Origin of the sequence: Paenibacillus sp. IHB B 3415, assembly GCF_000802655.2 — a bacterium.
GTDB classification, from domain to species: domain Bacteria; phylum Bacillota; class Bacilli; order Paenibacillales; family Paenibacillaceae; genus Paenibacillus_AQ; species Paenibacillus_AQ phytohabitans.
Genome location: NZ_JUEI01000010.1, coordinates 37,756 through 54,645, shown reverse-complemented (window position 1 = coordinate 54,645; position 16,890 = coordinate 37,756). Strand labels below are relative to the sequence as shown.

General features: G+C 51.2%; 16 protein-coding genes. 8 read left to right on the top strand and 8 right to left on the bottom strand.

Features of this window, described 5'->3' with window-relative positions:
- The first annotated feature begins 37 nt into the window (after positions 1–37).
- On the top strand, positions 38–1,594 hold the full coding sequence (locus tag QW71_RS05895; RefSeq protein WP_039294712.1) for a hypothetical protein: 1,557 nt from the start codon (positions 38–40) through the stop codon (positions 1,592–1,594).
- A 58-nt stretch (positions 1,595–1,652) separates the two neighbouring features.
- On the opposite strand, the gene QW71_RS05890 is transcribed toward QW71_RS05895, so the two are convergent.
- Positions 1,653–2,531: an AraC family transcriptional regulator gene (locus QW71_RS05890; protein WP_083442450.1), complete on the bottom strand. Its 879-nt coding sequence runs from the start codon at positions 2,529–2,531 to the stop codon at positions 1,653–1,655.
- Positions 2,532–2,719: 188 nt separating this feature from the next.
- Between QW71_RS05890 and QW71_RS05885 the strand changes: the two genes are divergently transcribed.
- A complete protein-coding gene (locus QW71_RS05885) occupies positions 2,720–4,798 on the top strand; it encodes a beta-galactosidase (protein WP_039294709.1) in 2,079 nt (692 codons plus the stop codon).
- 396 nt (positions 4,799–5,194) lie between these two features.
- On the opposite strand, the gene QW71_RS05880 is transcribed toward QW71_RS05885, so the two are convergent.
- Complete coding sequence (locus tag QW71_RS05880) at positions 5,195–5,824, bottom strand: NUDIX domain-containing protein (RefSeq protein ID WP_039294706.1); 630 nt, start codon at positions 5,822–5,824, stop codon at positions 5,195–5,197.
- Positions 5,825–5,976: 152 nt separating this feature from the next.
- On the opposite strand from QW71_RS05880, the gene QW71_RS05875 reads away from it, so the two are divergent.
- Positions 5,977–6,402 (top strand): hypothetical protein, encoded by a 426-nt coding sequence (locus QW71_RS05875; protein ID WP_047013650.1) that lies wholly within the window; start codon positions 5,977–5,979, stop codon positions 6,400–6,402.
- Positions 6,402–6,920, top strand: a complete 519-nt coding sequence (locus QW71_RS05870) for a hypothetical protein (protein ID WP_039294703.1) — start codon at positions 6,402–6,404, stop codon at positions 6,918–6,920. The genes QW71_RS05875 and QW71_RS05870 overlap by 1 nt, the downstream gene beginning before the upstream one ends.
- 211 nt (positions 6,921–7,131) lie before the next feature.
- Here the strand turns inward: QW71_RS05870 and kduD are convergent, their stop codons facing one another.
- The 3 genes from kduD to kduI all read right to left on the bottom strand — a co-directional run bounded on the left by kduD (position 7,132) and on the right by kduI (position 9,577).
- Positions 7,132–7,887 (bottom strand): 2-dehydro-3-deoxy-D-gluconate 5-dehydrogenase KduD, encoded by a 756-nt coding sequence (kduD, locus tag QW71_RS05865; protein WP_039294700.1) that lies wholly within the window; start codon positions 7,885–7,887, stop codon positions 7,132–7,134.
- A gap of 66 nt (positions 7,888–7,953) precedes the next feature.
- Positions 7,954–8,709 carry a DeoR/GlpR family DNA-binding transcription regulator gene (locus QW71_RS05860; protein WP_039294698.1) on the bottom strand — a complete coding sequence of 252 codons (756 nt, stop codon included), beginning with the start codon at positions 8,707–8,709 and terminating at the stop codon, positions 7,954–7,956.
- 34 nt (positions 8,710–8,743) lie between these two features.
- Entirely contained in the window at positions 8,744–9,577 is an 834-nt protein-coding gene (kduI, locus tag QW71_RS05855) for a 5-dehydro-4-deoxy-D-glucuronate isomerase (RefSeq protein ID WP_039294695.1), read from the bottom strand.
- Between the two features lie 297 nt (positions 9,578–9,874).
- Between kduI and QW71_RS05850 the strand changes: the two genes are divergently transcribed.
- The 4 genes from QW71_RS05850 to ybaK all read left to right on the top strand — a co-directional run bounded on the left by QW71_RS05850 (position 9,875) and on the right by ybaK (position 14,140).
- Complete coding sequence (locus QW71_RS05850) at positions 9,875–11,548, top strand: hypothetical protein (protein WP_039294692.1); 1,674 nt, start codon at positions 9,875–9,877, stop codon at positions 11,546–11,548.
- Positions 11,549–11,755: 207 nt separating this feature from the next.
- On the top strand, positions 11,756–13,180 hold the full coding sequence (aspA, locus tag QW71_RS05845) for an aspartate ammonia-lyase (RefSeq protein WP_039294688.1): 1,425 nt from the start codon (positions 11,756–11,758) through the stop codon (positions 13,178–13,180).
- Between the two features lie 144 nt (positions 13,181–13,324).
- A complete protein-coding gene (locus QW71_RS05840) occupies positions 13,325–13,576 on the top strand; it encodes a YolD-like family protein (protein ID WP_039294685.1) in 252 nt (83 codons plus the stop codon).
- 87 nt (positions 13,577–13,663) lie between these two features.
- The gene (gene ybaK, locus QW71_RS05835) at positions 13,664–14,140 is read left to right on the top strand and encodes a Cys-tRNA(Pro) deacylase (RefSeq protein WP_039294679.1); all 477 of its coding nucleotides are present in this window, start codon (positions 13,664–13,666) and stop codon (positions 14,138–14,140) included.
- A gap of 63 nt (positions 14,141–14,203) precedes the next feature.
- On the opposite strand, the gene QW71_RS05830 is transcribed toward ybaK, so the two are convergent.
- From QW71_RS05830 to QW71_RS05820, 3 genes are all read right to left on the bottom strand, one after another.
- Positions 14,204–15,007: an aminoglycoside phosphotransferase family protein gene (locus QW71_RS05830; protein WP_039294677.1), complete on the bottom strand. Its 804-nt coding sequence runs from the start codon at positions 15,005–15,007 to the stop codon at positions 14,204–14,206.
- Positions 15,008–15,502: 495 nt separating this feature from the next.
- On the bottom strand, positions 15,503–16,255 hold the full coding sequence (locus tag QW71_RS05825; RefSeq protein ID WP_039294870.1) for a YdcF family protein: 753 nt from the start codon (positions 16,253–16,255) through the stop codon (positions 15,503–15,505).
- Positions 16,256–16,376: 121 nt separating this feature from the next.
- A complete protein-coding gene (locus QW71_RS05820) occupies positions 16,377–16,691 on the bottom strand; it encodes an AraC family transcriptional regulator (RefSeq protein WP_052769910.1) in 315 nt (104 codons plus the stop codon).
- Positions 16,692–16,890: the final 199 nt, after the last annotated feature.

The following is a 16,890-nucleotide window of genomic DNA, read 5'->3' as shown; positions in this document are numbered from 1 at the left end:
GATTTCCAAAACGGTAGTTGTTCATTGTGAGGAAGAGATGCTGATCTTCTTTATGCAATACTGCTTGCGTATGATGTGGATAGAAGAAAAGCATAGTGATAATGCTTATAAATCTACAGACGTTAGGTGGTTGAAGCAAGAGCATTTCCAACGGCTCGAAGCTATTTTAGATGCTATGATGCGTGAAATGGAGAATGTATATTCTGACTATCTTTCGTGTATTCGTTACTCATTAACTCAATATAATAAGTATCCTAGTGATTATTGTAAGGGGCAGCATTGGAATATCAGGGATACCAACTACCTTAAGATGTTAAATATATTCTTGCATAATAATTATAAGACCGATGAAACCAAGAAAGATGTTGTTATTTGGTGTTATCTATCCAATCTGCCATTTGTTGAGGAGAGGCAGGATCTGAATAAGAAAAACCTTTATGAATATCTCCGCACTATGAAGAAAATTCTAAATAATAATAGAGAATCATGTAGGGCAGCTAGAGCACTTTGGTGTGGTGACGGCATTAAAGATAAGCAAATAGTTTATGCCAGATACTATGTGCAAGGAATACCTCAATATTACACTGGATGTACAAATGAACAATGTAACGAGGTAGTATGCTTTTTAAACGACATCGTTGTTTTGAATAAGCGATTCGAAGCCAGCGTTAGTACCTGGCTGTCAAATAATGATATACAAAAGTGCAAGAGTGATTTATGTAAGAACGTTGTAATGAAAGAGTTCGCCAAGCAATACTCTCCAGATAAAGAAACAATTGAACAGTATGAGAATCTATCATTCATAAATGGTCTGGCAGATAATTTTCTGACTTATGACGGAGAAACATGCTATTTAAAAGAATTTTGTACCGCTGCGTTTCATACCGAGATTAGCACGATCTGCCTTGATAATAAGCCACACCAATATATCGATATTCTTAAATTCATATTCATAAATAGAATTAATATTGGGAAAATCAGCTTTACTGATATTGCAGTATCATGGCAAAACTATCAAGGAGATAGAGGAGCTACGCATAGATGTTACGGCGCTATTCTACTACCACATGCCTGGTGCGACTTCTTTACTTCCGAAATGGGGATGCCGATTAGTGAAAATGCACTGGAATATCCTTTGCACAGCTTGCCGGACGGTTGGATTTCCGCAAATAGAAGGATTGTACAGCCAAAGGATACTGACGTATATGGTATGAGAGGATTTGCAGCACATGCAGAAACACATGCAGTTTGGGATATCAGTGACTTTTTAGCGAATTATGATTGGATTCTTTCGGATACAGACGGAAAGTTTATAGTGAATGGTGTTCAAACAGATTCTTTACCAGTGTATCTCAATGATTATAATGGGGAAAACTTTATATTTGATAATTTGAGCCACAATATAAAGATTTATTTTTCTGCTGAACAACACTTAAATAACGCCCTCCTATATAGGTTTAAAGCTTTTAATGAGAGCTCTGAAAAAGAACGAATTAATAATTTTGATGCCTACTTAAAAGAGAAGGAAGGGTATATTTCGATTCGAAATATGTATGGGAGTAGGTTTTTTATTAAGCTTAATGAAATGAAGTGAATATTGCATACATTTAAAGTAGTGAGCAGTCTTTCATGTAAAAGTATTACATGGAACCCTACGTTAATGGACTATCCCGCTCATTTGCAAGCCGGCTCCGCATCACCCCCGGAGTCACTCCGTGCGCCTTGCGGAAGACGCGGATGAAATAATTGGTGTCCATGCCAAGGTTGAGGGCGATATCCTGCACAGGACGCTCAGGGTCCTCGGTGATCATCTGTACGGCGCGCTGCAGCCGCAGATTCTGCAGATATTTATGCGGAGTCACGCCGTATTCCTGCAGGAACAGACGCTGGAAATGCTGGACAGAGTAACCGACAGCAGCGGCCAGATTCGTAATCAGCAGTGGCTCCGTGAAATGCTCGTTGATCAGGCTGACGGCCTTATTCAGAGCTTCATTGCGTACATTTTCGTTCTCCAGGCGGGTCGCCGTACCGGCGGAGAATTCGCTCCTGCGCAGCATCAGCAGCAGCCTGTAGAGGGTTACCGACAGATCCTGCATCGACTGCTCCTCCTGGCGGCCGGTGCTGTTTCCATTTACCGTATGCCAGATTCCGCCGATCATATCCCAGCAATCCTCGAACCGTTCAGGATGGAACAGCGCAGACGGCAGCAGGCCGAGTCCCTCCAGCACAGACGCTGACTGGCTTCCATGGAAGCCGATGAAACCTACATGCCACGGCTCATGTGACAACGGATAATACTCGTGCCCGCGGTCGGGTGGAAAAGCATAGGCCATTCCCGGCTTCAGCACCGTCTCAGTGCCATTCTCAAGGTCGCGGAACCGTCCGCTGCCGCTGCGGATCAGGAAAATCTGATGCACCGGGAATCCGGCCGGACGCACATGATGATACTGGATATGGCGGCCGACCGAATAAGGGTATAGGGGAAACGCGCTCAGGTCGCGCGGCATTTCAATCAGGGAGAAGGGGAGCATGTACACACCTCATATTCATTTTGTGCTATGGAAACGCTATTATTATACTACCATTGGCAGCGGATTATCCTTTATTATAAATAGTATAAACGGTTACAAGCTAAAGGGATAGAGCTGACGAAGAACTTATATCAGTGAAAAGTCCCATTCTAACATCGAACCCTATACGAGAGGATGAATGTAATAATATGAACAGCATAGTTCCTGCAATCAGCAGCAAGGCTCCTGTAATGCTGCATGGTGCCGACTATAATCCCGAGCAATGGCTGAAATACCCTGAGGTGCTGAAAGAAGATATCCGGATGATGAAGCTGGCAGGCTGCAATGTAATGTCCGTGGGGATTTTCTCCTGGGTATCGCTGGAGCGTGAAGAAGGAGTATTCACCTTCGATTGGCTGGATCAGCTGCTGGATACTTTTAAGGATAATGGAATTTATGCCTTCCTGGCTACGCCAAGCGGAGCACGTCCGGCCTGGATGTCGGAGAAATATCCTGAGGTATTGCGGGTAGAACGGAACCGGGTGCGCAATCTGCATGGGGTCCGCCATAATCACTGCTTCACTTCACCGGTCTACCGTGAAAAAACCGCACTGATGAACTCCAAGCTGGCTGAGCGTTACGCCCATCACCCTGCAGTCATCGGCTGGCATATCTCCAATGAATTCGGCGGCGAATGCCACTGTGATTACTGTCAAAATGCCTTCAGAGAGTGGCTCAAGGTTAAATATAAGGGAAGTCTGGACGAGCTGAATCATGCCTGGTGGGCCACGTTCTGGAGCCATACGTACACCTCCTGGGAACAGATTGAATCCCCTGCTCCGCACGGAGAGACTCAGGTGCATGGTCTTAACCTGGACTGGCGCCGTTTCGTAAGTGACCAGACGATTAACTTCTGCCAGCATGAGATTGACTCGGTGCGCAGCTTCAATCCTGAACTGCCGGTGACGACCAACATGCATATGATCGACGGTATTGATTATCGTAACCTGGCGAAGATCCTTGATGTCGTATCCTGGGATGCTTATCCGGACTGGGGGTATACCGAGGACGATGATGATGCCCGGCTGGCAGCCTGGACGGCGATGCACCACGATATGTACCGCAGTTTCAAAAAGAAACCGTTCCTGCTGATGGAAAGCACACCTTCGCTCACGAACTGGCAGATTGTCAGCAAGCTGAAGCGTCCGGGTATGCACAAGCTGTCCTCCCTGCAGGCGGTAGCCCATGGTTCAGACTCCGTGCAATACTTCCAGTGGCGCAAAAGCCGCGGCTCCAGCGAGAAGTTCCACGGCGCAGTTGTCGATCACAGCGGACATGCGGAGACCCGTGTATTCAGAGATGTGGCTGAGGTTGGCCGTACGCTGGCAGGATTAACGGATGTAGTGGGTACAACCACTCCTGCCGAAACAGCTATCCTGTTCGACTGGGACAACCGCTGGGCGGTTAAGGATGCCCAGGGTATCCGCAATTCCGGGCTGAAATATGAAGAGACTGTGCTTCAGCATTACCGTGGACTGTGGGAGCTGGGGATTCCGGTGGACGTGGTCGGCTCTGGTGATGATCTGTCCGGCTACAAGCTGGTAATTGCGCCAATGCTGTACCTGATCAGCGAAGAAAATGGCAAGCGGATTGAGAAGTATGTAGAGCAGGGCGGCACATTCCTGGCTACCTATTGGTCGGGAGTCGTTGGCGAGACCGACCTGTGCCACCTGGGAGGCTTCCCTGGCCCGCTGCGCAGAACCCTGGGTATCTGGGCAGAAGAGACAGAAGGGCTGCACAGCCGCGATCTGAACGGCCTCGTGATGGACCCTGGCAACACCCTGAAGCTGACCGGAGACTATGATGCGCATGAAATCGCTGAGCTGATTCATCTGGAGGGTGCAGAAGCGCTGGGTCATTACCGCAGCGACTTCTACGCCGGACGTCCGGCACTGACCGTGAACAAGCTGGGGGCAGGCAAAGCCTATCATCTGGCCACACGTGTGAAGGACCCGCAGTTCTATGTGGATCTGTACGCCGCCATTGCCGGAAAAGAACGCATCAGCCGCGCCCTGAACACCGAGCTTCCTACAGGAGTAACGGCTCAGCTGCGCAGTGACGGCGAGCATGATTATGTATTTGTGCAGAATTTCAGCGGCAACGAGCAAGTGGTAACGCTGGATGGTCAGGAGTATACGGATCTCGAATCCGGTGCCGCTGCACCAGCAGAGCTGAAGCTGCCGGTCAACGGGCTGGTTATGCTGAAACGCCAGACTGCAAAGGTATAATCTGCTGAAAATATAAGCAATGAGTTAAAAAAGGCAGGACCCGCTAAAAATCGGGTTCTGCCTTTTGAATGATAAGCCTCCAAAATGCTGTGTTGCCTCTAACTCTGCTGCGACTTAGGCGATTTCTGGAAAGCAAGTGGGAAAAGGACACTTAATCCTGCCGAATCCACCCTTTTAAGGAATACAAGTGGAAAAAGCACATTTAATTGTGGCGTATTTCCCTCTAACGATGAATTGCAGTGAAGCAGATGCTGTTTATCCACGTAATTCCAGGAAACAATTCGTTCGACGGAAAATAAATGTATTAAATCCATCTAAAGGATTTAGTTTGAGCATTACGCCTGACATTTTGCCGTGGAAGCAGCCGAGTAAGCAAATAGGTTTGAAATTCGGACGTCATGCTCTGCTGTAAAGAGCTTCAATTCCCTCAATAACCCGCAAATAATAAGCAGTTTCATGCGGGACGAGCTGTGAGAGATCAACCTGCTCATTAATTTCGGCCCGTTCACCGTCATCGGTTACCCGGAAGCCTTGCACATGTAGAGTGCTGCTAGCTCCAGCGATGAAGCTGCGGAACTCGGCGAAGCGGGCCTGGACGATCCCTGCTACCTCTTCCCGCTGCAGCGAGAAGTCACTGAGAGCATATTTGTTCTCGTAAACAAAAACATTCGCCCGCTCCCGGTCCATAAACCCGGCTGTATCCATCTGGTAGGGGATAATCCCCAAAGGCTTTAATTCGTCAAAAGCCAGCTCAAGGCCCAGCTCCTCCTGTACCTCCCGGACCCCATCCTCCGCCGTCTCGTCAGCCAGCAGATGTCCGGCAGCGGTGATATCGAGCAGTCCGGCATAATCTCTTTTGTGCCGGCTGCGCAGCTGGAGGTAGATCATCAGTCCATTGTCAGCCTGACGGACAAACCAGCAGTGAAAGGTCTCGTGCCAGAGACCGAGGCGGTGAACCTCATCGCGGGGAGCAGTTCCGGTTATATTGCCTTGCTCATCAAATGTAGTCAGTATCTCTTCGCTCATACAGAAGCTCCTTCATCAATTGCGTCAAAGCAGGATGCGGAATGCAGCGGGTCTTGACGATTATATTTTTTAAAGCTTACCATAGATACAGAAATACAGTAATATCCAAATGAAGATGTGGTAGAGGGAATGTACGGCTCAGGAGGAGTACGATGAAATATTTGGTTAAGCTAAATCTGGCCAGCATCATCTTGGCTCTGCCGGTCTTTGCGGCAATTGAGCTGATTGGAAATGCACTGAGGATTAGCCGGATCACCGGATGGGAGTACGGGAAGGTTGAGCGTTCGGTCACGCTAATTAATATCGCGGGCTTTTTGCTGACCGGAATTCTGATCGTGTATGTAACCCGGCGAATACTGGACAACCGGAGAATAGCTATGATTACGAGCTTGCTCTGGTTTGCCTATTTCAGCTTATTCGTCTACCTGTTCGCTGCGCTCTTTCCCATGACAGTACATGAGGACCAGCCGACACCGGTTACCGGACTAATCTTCATAGGGATACTCATCCTGCATTTCTTGTATTTAGCCATTGTTCAAGCATGCTCTATATTCTTGACTGTCAGGGAGGACGAATAATGCAGCCAGTACCCATGGAGCGTACTACATTCAACTCGCTTAGCGACGAACGGCTTGGCTATGCCTGCATGGAACCCACGTTCATGAAGATCCGCGCGAAATCTCCGGCGGTGAAGAATGAAGCAATTGCACAGCTTAGCAGGGGACAGAGGGCACTCTGTATGTTCCGGATTCTGTATGACCATAGCTCTAAGTCCGCAGAAGAATACTACGGGTGGCTCAGTTATCTGCTGGATCAGCCGGGATACTGGAGCAGTGTGCTGGAGGGATTGCGGTTTTTTGAAGATGCTCCGCTAATTCAACTACTTGAGGAATCGAAAGAGCTGTTCGGGGCGAGGAACCTGCGCGCAGGCACGGGCTGGAACGAAGCGGCGATTACAGATTTGGAAGCGGACCCGGAGCTGCAAGAAGCCGTAACCACCCTGTACGCACAATATCAGGAGCTTACTGCACATAGTCTGCGGATCATCGCCGGTTACATCCGTGCCAATCCTGACGAGTTCATCGTGTTCAGATAAGGGATGGGCCGGACTGAGCATACAAAGAACCCCGGTGCCTAAGAAGCATCCGGGGTTTGATGTGTTTAGCAACTGCTCTGAACAGCCGCCGCTAAACTATGAACAATTCTATCTATACGCGCTCAGTTTGTATATACGGCGCTTATTATCTCTATAGTTGGAGCAAGCCGAATCAATTTATGGTGCTGGTATTCAAAATTCCAAGCCGGAATTATCTGGCCAGCCATCCGCCGTCTACATTAAGGATATGTCCGTTCAGGTAATCGGAAGCCGCGGATGCCAGGAACACAGCAGGGCCCTTAACATCTTCAGCAGTTCCCCAGCGTCCGGCTGGAATGCGGTCAAGGATTGAATCGGAACGGCTCTGATCCGCACGGATTGGAGCTGTGTTCTCAGTAGCCATATATCCTGGAGCGATGGCGTTGATGTTCAGGCCGGAACCAGCCCATTCGTTAGCGAATGCTTTAGTCAGACCCGCTACGGCATGCTTACTTGCAGTGTAGCCTGGTACATTGATGCCGCCCTGGTAGGAGAGCATGGAGCAGATGTTGATGATTTTACCGTTGCCTCTTTCAAGGAAGTGGCGGCCGGCGATCTGGGACAGCAGGAATACAGTGTTCTGGTTAAGGTTGATGACGTCGAACCAGTCTTTTTCACTGTGATCCTTGGCTGGAGTACGGCGGATCATACCCGCGCAGTTCACAAGGATGTCAACTTTGCCTGTGAAGGCAACAGCTTCATCGAACATGCCCTGAAGCTTAGAGTGATCGCTCAGGTCAGTAGCGATGCTGAGTGCCTTGACGCCAAAAGCTTCAGCAGCTGCTACGGTTTCGTCACTTGGGAATAGGGAAGCGGAGATGACATCTGCGCCTGCTTCTGCGAAGGCAAGAGCGATCCCTTGACCAAGACCTTGGCCTGCGCCGGTTACGATTGCTGTTTTACCTGCCAAACTGAATAATGATGACATATTATAATTCTCTCCTTTAAGTTGCATAATTGAGTATCGCTTATAGGGCTTAAATGGGTATTTAAACTACCCGCACTCGATGTTGACGCCTGCCTTGCGGAACAGCTCCACCGTCTCGGGCGCAAGCCCGCTGTCTGTAAGCAGCACATCGACTTCCTGCAGTGAAGCAAAGGTGCGCAGAGCGGTGTGCCCGAATTTGTGATGATCGCAAGCGGCGAATACCTGGCGGGCTGTGGATACTAGGGCTTGTTTGAAATCGATTAAATCTCCGGTATAGATGGACAGGCCATGCTCAATATGAACGGCTGTCGCCGAGAGAAAGGCTTTTTGAATATTAAGCTTCTGTACATAGGAGACAGCTTCAGGACCGGCCAGCATATTGCGGACACGGTACCCTCCGGGAACGACCAGACGTATGTTGTCTTTGGGAACCAGCTCGCTGATGATATACACATCATTGGTAATGACCGTCAGGGGCATATTCTCCAGCCGCCGGGCAATCTCAAGCGTGGTGCTCCCGCCGTCGAGTGCAATGATGTCATCCTTGGCGATATGTGCCAGCGCACGCAGGGCGATCTCCGATTTCTCCTCGGAATACTTATCCAGCGGGTCTTTGGAGGGCAGAATCCCGAATTGATCGCTCTGTGCCAGCACAGCTCCGCCGTGTACACGCATGATCAGTCCTTGTTCCTCCAGCTTGCTTAAGTCCTCGCGGATTGTTTTTCCCGTTACCTGGAGCTTGTCGCTCAGCTCGTTCACTGTTACATCCTTCTGGTTCAGCATAACTTCCATAATCATCTCGTGTCGCCGTATCGGGTTCATCCGCCTGCCTCATCTTTCCGTAGTTGATTTGCTTCTATTGTAATTCTTTCATGCCTACGGGGTCCATATCGTCGTAACGTTTATTATCTCCGGCCATACTCCAGATGAAGGTGTAGTTATGTGTACCCACGCCGCTGTGAATGGACCAGCTTGGGGAAATGACAGCCTGTTCATTGTGCATTACAATGTGGCGGGTTTCTGTAGGCTCGCCCATCAGGTGGAAGACGATGGAGTCATCCGGCAGATCGAAGTAGAAGTAAGCTTCCATCCGGCGCGGGTGAGTGTGGGATGGCATGGTGTTCCACATGCTGCCCGGTTTCAGCTGAGTCATTCCCATAACAAGCTGTGCGCTCTGCACGCCGTTCGTGTGAATGAAGCGGTGAATCGTACGTTCATTGGAATTCTCAAGTCCGCCCATAGCTCCGGATTCGGATTCAGCCAGCGTTGTTTTGGTAGTAGGGTAGGACTGGTGAGCCGGAGCGGAATTCAGGTAGAATTTCGCCGGTTTGGCGCTGTCCGCGCTTTTGAAAATAACATCTTTGGAGCCTTGGCCTACATACAGGCATTCCTTGAAGTCAACTTCATATTCAGTTCCGTCTACAACAACCGAACCTTTGCCGCCGACATTGATGATACCCAGCTCACGGCGTTCCAGGAAGTAAGTCACTCCAAGCTCCTTAAGGTCCGTTGTAAGTACAACATCCTCATTGACCGGATTAGCCCCGCCTACGATCATGCGGTCTTCGTGGGTCAGGACAAGCTTCAGTTCATCCGGAGCAAAAATAACCGGAATGTGGAACTCCTTGCGCAGGCGCTCAGTGTCAAACTGCTTAACTTCATTCGGATGTGATGCAAAACGTCTTTCCATTGAATATTCAATCTCCTTAAGAAAAATGTATTTTCGTTCGTATAGGTACAATTTAATCCATTTACGTTCATTTGGCAAGAGATAATCTTTTTTAGTACGTTTATTTTAGTTTGTTTGTTAGTTTTAGAGATTGCCATCTGAACTGAAAGCGTGCACAATAGAGCTGGAAAGCAGTGAGTTCCCAGGGTGGAGTATACCTAATAGAAGAGGGATAGTTGTTCTATGTATACACACGCGGGCATGACTCCCGGATTAGGGGCTCGTGATACAGAAAATATATATTGGAGGGTGAGGGAAATGGCAGACAGGCTTCAGGATCAGACTTCTTATAAAATACGCCAGCAGGAAATTATCAGTTCAATCGCACTGGAGGCGGAGCGGCGTCCGCTGCTTGCGAGCGGCCTCTGGTTCCATGATGATGTGCGGAATAACTTCTATTATGCTTCTTATTTATTTGCCGCTGCGGTAGATGATACGCTGGAGCTGCCTTTCGATAAGGCGGAAGCGAAAAGGAAGGCGGAAGCTGTCATGCTGGAAACGGTTCTGCTGCAGAACCGCCAGCCCGGTACAGAACTCTATGGCCACTGGCCGCTGGGCTTGAATCCGCAGCCCAGAGAAGCGCCGCCGCATGAGCTGCCGGTGGAGATCATGGGCAGCCTGATGGTCTGGTTCTGCAAGCAATATTCGAGCCAGTTCAGCGCGGGGCTGCGTATTGCCTTCCACACGGCCATCGGTCATGTCTACCGCAGCAGCTTTTTCCGTAAGCCGGTAACGACGTTCGGCCACCATGAAGCGAAATATACGGCAGCCAAGCTGATCTTCGGTAACCTCTTCGAGGATGACGAGCTGCTGGAAGACGGACAGCGCAGTCTGGACATCACACTGGCGCATATCCGGGAGAGAGGAATGCCGGAGTACGGCAGCCTCCCGTGGTTCTGGCACTGGGTGCAGGCGTTCACCTGTGCCTGGGAGCTGGAGACAGACAGTGGCATTAAGCGTACCCTTGGCGAGATGCTGGATTATCTCTGGAACGAGCGGAGCCAGTGGTATCTGCAGGGCGCCTGGGCAGGTGCCCATTCCAGAGGCTGGCCGCATGATGTGCCGGCTGACGGCAATGTGCTGCACGACTATGTGCAGTTCGGAGACTTCAAGCTGCCGGAGGAGATGCCGCGCACCGAATATGCCGGATTCCTGTTCTATGAAGCGCCGGAGCAGGTGCGTTCAAATGCGCTGAACCGCAAGGCAGCGGTAGAGGTCAAGAAGCAAACCGAGAAGGTGGTTGCCGGTGATCCGGACCGCCAGCCGCCGCTCCATTCCTATGCCTACATCACAGAGGATTATGCGGCGGGCGGCATGTGGGAGCGGGTAGAGGAGTTCGATAATGAGCAGCTGCGCTGGGCGTATTCGCTCCCGGTGGGTGCAGCCGAAGGCGTGAACCGGCTGTACTTCTTCCATCCGGGCCAGGGGTATAACGCGGGCGATCCGCGTCACCAAAGCCCTTATATGGAAGTGCTGTATCATAAGAACACCGTCATGTCCCTGTTCCCGGTACCCGAAGGTGAGAACAAGCTGGTTGTAGGTGTTCTTCCTAAGGGGCAGTGGAGTAAGCAGCCTGCAGCGCTGTTCGGTTATGCAGGCAATGTGTATTTTGCCGTCTACTTATCGCATGGCTATGAGCTGCTGGAACGCCCGGATTATCTCGAGGTGATCTCCGCAGGGATGCCGGGCGGAGTCGTTGTTGAAGCGCTAAGCGTTAGCCAGGCTGCGGAGCTGGGAATAGGCGGGCTTGATGAGTTTGCCGCAGCCGCCGCACAGCGGGCACCAAAGTTTGGAGCGGGAGAAATTCTGTCTGCGGAATATATCTCTCTGATCAGCAAAGAGCATCTGCAGCTATGCACAGACAATGGCCTGACAGAGGTAAAAGCAGAGATTAACGGCAAACCGGTTTCTTTTGACAGTTATTCTGTCTAAGCTTGCAAATAATTAATGAACCTATAGAGGACCCGGGGATGCTTAAGCGTCTGCCGGGTTCTTTTGCGCTGTCTGCAGCCAGCTTCGCTATCAAGATGGGCTGGAGCATGATATGTTAAGAATGGTAATATCTTAATAGATCAAAGGAAAGAATAAGATAACTATTGTGAAAGCCGATCATCGACTACAGGACATGGGGGGAGCAGTATGACAGAGATAGAGTACCGGCTGGAGAAGGATTTCTTAGGGAGCAAACAAGTGGAGAAACACGCCTACTACGGGATACAGACGCTGCGTGCAGTAGAGAATTTCCCGATAACCGGGTACCGGGTGCATCAGGAGCTGATTAAAGCCATGGGCATCGTCAAGAAATCTGCGGCACTGGCTAATATGGAAATCGGCAGACTCTACAAAGGATTGGGTGATGTTATCGTTGCAGCGGCGGATGAAGTGATTGCCGGGAAGTGGCATGACCAGTTCATCGTAGACCCGATTCAAGGCGGGGCCGGCACCTCGCTGAATATGAATGCGAATGAAGTGATTGCGAACCGCGCGCTGGAGCTGCTGGGCCGAACCAAAGGCGATTATCTGCAGCTTAGTCCCAACACGCATGTGAATATGGCACAGTCCACGAACGATGCTTTTCCGACGGCGATTCATATTGCCACGCTCTCTCTGCTGGAGCAGCTGCTGGTGACTATGCGGAGCATGCATGGCGTATTTGTGCTGAAAGCGGCGGAATTTGATCCGGTTATCAAAATGGGACGGACCCATCTTCAGGATGCGGTGCCGATCCGTCTGGGCCAGGAATTCGAGGCGTACAGCCGCGTGCTGGAGCGTGATATTCAGCGGATCGAGCATACGCGGCATCATCTCTATCAGGTGAACATGGGGGCGACGGCGGTCGGCACCGGACTGAATGCGGAGCCGCGTTATATCACGCGGGTGGTAGAACTCCTGGCCGAGATCAGCGGATTGCCGCTGGTCAGTGCTGAGCATCTGGTGGATGCTACGCAGAATACCGATGCCTACACCGAGGTCTCGGCAGCGCTGAAGGTCTGCATGATGAACATGTCCAAAATCGCCAATGACCTGCGGCTGATGGCCTCCGGTCCGCGCTCCGGCTTTAATGAAATTACGCTTCCGGCCCGCCAGCCCGGATCTTCCATCATGCCCGGCAAGGTGAATCCGGTGATGGCCGAGGTGATCAATCAGGTCGCTTTTCAGGTCATCGGCAATGATCATACGATCTGTCTCGCCGCCCAGGCCGGCCAATTGGAGCTGAACGTTATGGAGCCGGTGCTGGTATTCAATCTGATCCAGTCGATCAGCATTATGAACAATTCCTTCAAGGTGTTCACGGACTACTGCCTGGCGGGCATCGTGGCCAATAAGGAGAAGCTGCAGCGGGAAGTCGAGCAGAGCGTCGGCATCATTACTGCGGTGAACCCGCATCTGGGCTATGAAGTGGTGTCGCGTATTGCCAGAGAAGCGATTCTGACCGGCGAATCCGTGCGCGCTTTATGCCTGAAATACAATGTGCTCAGTGAGGAAGAGCTTAATCTGATCCTCGATCCGTATGAAATGACCCATCCCGGGATCGCGGGGGCTGCGCTTTTGAATAAGGAATAAAGGGCAGAATCCGGGGGATAGCGAAAATTGGCTGAAGAGACCGGTATTATTTTGTAAACCCGGGGTAAAGGTCGTGTTATAATATACGGGAGCATTTACACCCGGAAGTATCATAAATTTGTAATGGCTTACTGGAGGCATAGTGTGGCGAAGGCAAAAGTAGCAAAACGTCCAACCCGCGACGAATTCGTGCTGGAAGAGCTGGGCAATCAGCTGGTCGAGGCGAAACAGGAGGATTCCGAGATTCTGCTGACGGTCTGGGGGAAGGAAGAACAGGTTCGCGGAGTGATTGTGGAGATGGATTCGCGTACCGGCAAGGTACACCTGCGATATAACGAAGAAATTATCAAGGTTCCGTTCATGGATATTATGCAGGTGAATTACCCGCGGGATTAGCCGCTGGAGGCAGGTCTTGCAGGGTAGAGCATAGCAGGACAGAAGAAAGCTCCGGCGCGCCGGAGAGTGGTTGGAGGTAGCAGGGACATGCAAGTGAACAAAACCAATGCCATGCGTATGCTTGATGCAAAAAAGGCCGGATACACCCTTCATACTTATGATAATGAGGATGGCCAGATTCACGGGAGTGCTGTTGCTGAGAAGATTGGCCTCCCGGCGGAGACTGTGTTTAAGACACTGGTATCACACAGCGGGCCGCAGCCCTATGTATTTGTTATTCCGGTGGCTGAAGAGCTTGATCTCAAGAAAGCGGCCAAAGCCGCCGGAGCGAAGAAGATCGAGATGCTCCCGCTGAAGGAGCTGCTGAAGTGGACAGGTTATGTGCGCGGCGGATGTTCGCCCGTTGGCATGAAGAAGCTGTATCCTACGTTCATACACAGCAGCGCGGAGGGGTTGCAGACCATCGCCGTCAGTGCAGGCCGGGTCGGTATGCAGATGGAGCTTGAGCCTAAGCTGCTGGCAGATGTGGTGTCTGCTGTATTTACGGATCTGATTAAAGAATAGCCGTAGAGCAAGAAGCCGGAATTCCTAGAGGTCTAGGGATTCCGGCTTCTTTGGCGGTTTCGGCTAACTCCATTCTGCGTAGTGACCGGCTATAAACCGGATCTCACGCTCATAGTGTGCCAGATGCCCCTCATCAACCATTTTCATAAAAGCAGGATTGCCGCTCGCGGCCCCCTTCTTCAGCGTGTCGCACATGACGGTCAAACGCTCAATGATCCACGTATGCAGATCCTTAGGGACGGGAATTCCATAAGCCTCAAAAAATAACTGTATCCGCTGGCGCCGGTCTGCCGCATGTAAATCGGATTGGTAAGCTACGGTGGACCCGGATGTGTAGTCAGGTGCGAAGCTGGCCAGCGGAACTGATGTGTAGATGGAATATGCAATGTCCCACATCCGCGGACCGGGTCCGGCCATGTCGAAATCAATCAAAGCCGCAGGAGCATCATTCTGAAAAACCACATTGTACAGGGCGGCGTCATTATGGCAGATCACTTCATGTGCTTCAGGATTAGCATAGCTGAGCTGCCAGCTTCCCTCTGGTTGCGCGTTGAACCCTTCAGTCGCATCGTGGTAATAACGTAACAGGCGTGCTACACCTGCAAGTGTCTCACGAGACCACATATATGGCTTAAGTTCAGGGTAAGCATTGCCTGGGACTTCTCCTGGAATATAGCTCAGTATTTCACGCCCGGCGTCATCGATTCCGAGAAAACGTGGCGCTCCCCCGAAGTTCTGCTTCTCCAGATGCTGCAGCAGTGCATGGACATTAGGACTCCAATCCCCTGTGGGACGGCGGACGGTGTCCGCCTTACGGACAATGTGATTCACATTTCCGCCGGTTAATATTTCTTCGTGCTGGCTCACCAGGTTATTCCTCGCTTTCACTAAGGATGTATGTAATATAGTGCAGGATACTACCTAGCGGCCCATCCGCAAAGTAAGGATCAACGAGGTGAATGGATGCGTTCGTTCAGGAGTATGCGGACTGAGAGGCCTTTATTTGCCGGAAAACAGGCATTTCCGGCAGCTTGCGGACTGAGATTCCGCTAAGTGAAGCAGAATGGCTCTTTTCAGAGCAAATGGGCAGCATTAACGGAATCTCAGTCCGCGAGAGTTCCATAAAGAGAGAATGGAGCGAAATAACGGAATCTCAGTCCGCTGGAGTCCGGGTTGCTCCGCCCAGGGCGAATCTCAGTCCGCGCGAGACCGGACTTGCTCCGTTACGGCCGAGGTGCGGTCAACAAGGTAATCAATGGTACTCTTATACGAGCGGAATTGCAGACCACAAGCGTTCAGAGTTACTCAGTTTTGCCCGTCTTGCCCATCTTGTCCGTCTTACCCGGTTTGCAGCTTGAGCAGTTAAGGCAACAGCTTCGCTGCCACAAGCCCCAGATACTCCTTCAGCGCCAGTCCGGTGGTGGAGACAGCCCCGGCGGAGGGAGTGAATTTGTTGAAATAGAGTGACATGGGGCGGCTGGCCAGGTAATCAACCGGGAAGGGCTGCGGCGTTAGTCCCGCGTGCTCAAATTGCACCATGCTGCGCGGCATATGGAAGGCTGATGTGACTAGCACCGGACGGCTGAACCCGTGCTCCTGCATAAGTGCAGCGGTGTTGACCGCATTCTGCTCGGTATTGAGCGAGCGGTTCTCCGGCAGGATATCTTCTGCCGGGATGCCGAGGCCGATCAGCTGCCGCCGGGCGATATCGGCTTCATTGCCGCTGTCCGCATACACCTGGCCGCCGGAGAAAATAACAGGCAGTCCGGTCTGCCGGTACAGCCGGGCGGCAGCCAGCAGCCGGTTTGCCGCCGGACCGGACATATTGCCCTGCCCGTCCAAATCCGGGGTGCCGGAGGTGGCACCTCCGCCGAGGATGACAATAACATCGCCTTCTACTGCAGAAGGCTGCGTATATTGCCGTTCCAGACTGCCAATCAGCAGGTCACTGACCACAGAGGTCATCGACAGATAGAGCAGCAGGCTTACCGCGAGCAGTACGACCGCCGGCCGGCGGCTGCTTTTCCACAGCCAGACCACCATTCCCAGCAGCAGGATCACAAAGATTCCCGGCGGCAGAACAAAGCTGTATGCGAATTTAATGAGGTAGATCAAGCAGGTCACCAACTTTTTCAAGGATTATATAAGAGTCTTATGTTCACCTGCCCTGCATAGCAGGTCATTTCTGGTTGTATTGTACCATGAGTCCGGCCGGTGTTCCCAGCTTCGCCCATGTTCAGGTGCGGTACAGATGCTTCATGTAGGAGGAGGGGGATTCACCGAGCACTTTTTTGAACACGCGGCTGAAGTAGTAAGGGTTGGGGTAGCCAAGCGCTTCACTGATCTCAGATACATTGTACGAACTCGTCCGCATCAGCTCAATGGCCTTGTTCATCCGGAGCTTGGTATGGGTCTCAATAATCGTCTGTCCGGTGGCCTGCCTGAACGCGGCCGACAGGTAGCTGTAATTCATATTCAGCTGTGAAGCAAGCTGTTCCCCGGCGAAATCCTCGCCGCAGTGCTTGATCAGATAAGCTGTAACTCTCCGCACAGAACTCCCGCTTTTGCCGCAGACAGACGTACTGCTCTCCTGCTGCCCGGCCGCCTATGGAGGTTCCCCTCTTATATGACTGCTGCTGTTTCTTTTATTTGTTCTCTCTCAGCCTGAGATGCTGGTATACCCGAGCAGCAATATTCTTAAAAAACTGCGCTTTCCTCTTAAAAAGCTTCACCCGGCCGCCGGGGTTCTC

Excerpts from the sequence above, each read along its gene's own strand:
- ybaK (WP_039294679.1), top strand. The coding sequence starts at position 13,664 with ATGCAAGTGAACAAAACCAATGCCATGCGTATGCTTGATGCAAAAAAG.
- QW71_RS05860 (WP_039294698.1), bottom strand. The coding sequence starts at position 8,709 with ATGAACCCGATACGGCGACACGAGATGATTATGGAAGTTATGCTGAAC.
- QW71_RS05895 (WP_039294712.1), top strand. The coding sequence starts at position 38 with ATGCTGATCTTCTTTATGCAATACTGCTTGCGTATGATGTGGATAGAA.
- QW71_RS05890 (WP_083442450.1), bottom strand. The coding sequence starts at position 2,531 with ATGCTCCCCTTCTCCCTGATTGAAATGCCGCGCGACCTGAGCGCGTTT.
- QW71_RS05870 (WP_039294703.1), top strand. The coding sequence starts at position 6,402 with ATGCAGCCAGTACCCATGGAGCGTACTACATTCAACTCGCTTAGCGAC.
- QW71_RS05885 (WP_039294709.1), top strand. The coding sequence starts at position 2,720 with ATGAACAGCATAGTTCCTGCAATCAGCAGCAAGGCTCCTGTAATGCTG.
- aspA (WP_039294688.1), top strand. The coding sequence starts at position 11,756 with ATGACAGAGATAGAGTACCGGCTGGAGAAGGATTTCTTAGGGAGCAAA.
- QW71_RS05850 (WP_039294692.1), top strand. The coding sequence starts at position 9,875 with ATGGCAGACAGGCTTCAGGATCAGACTTCTTATAAAATACGCCAGCAG.
- QW71_RS05880 (WP_039294706.1), bottom strand. The coding sequence starts at position 5,824 with ATGAGCGAAGAGATACTGACTACATTTGATGAGCAAGGCAATATAACC.
- kduD (WP_039294700.1), bottom strand. The coding sequence starts at position 7,887 with ATGTCATCATTATTCAGTTTGGCAGGTAAAACAGCAATCGTAACCGGC.
- kduI (WP_039294695.1), bottom strand. The coding sequence starts at position 9,577 with ATGGAAAGACGTTTTGCATCACATCCGAATGAAGTTAAGCAGTTTGAC.
- QW71_RS05875 (WP_047013650.1), top strand. The coding sequence starts at position 5,977 with ATGAAATATTTGGTTAAGCTAAATCTGGCCAGCATCATCTTGGCTCTG.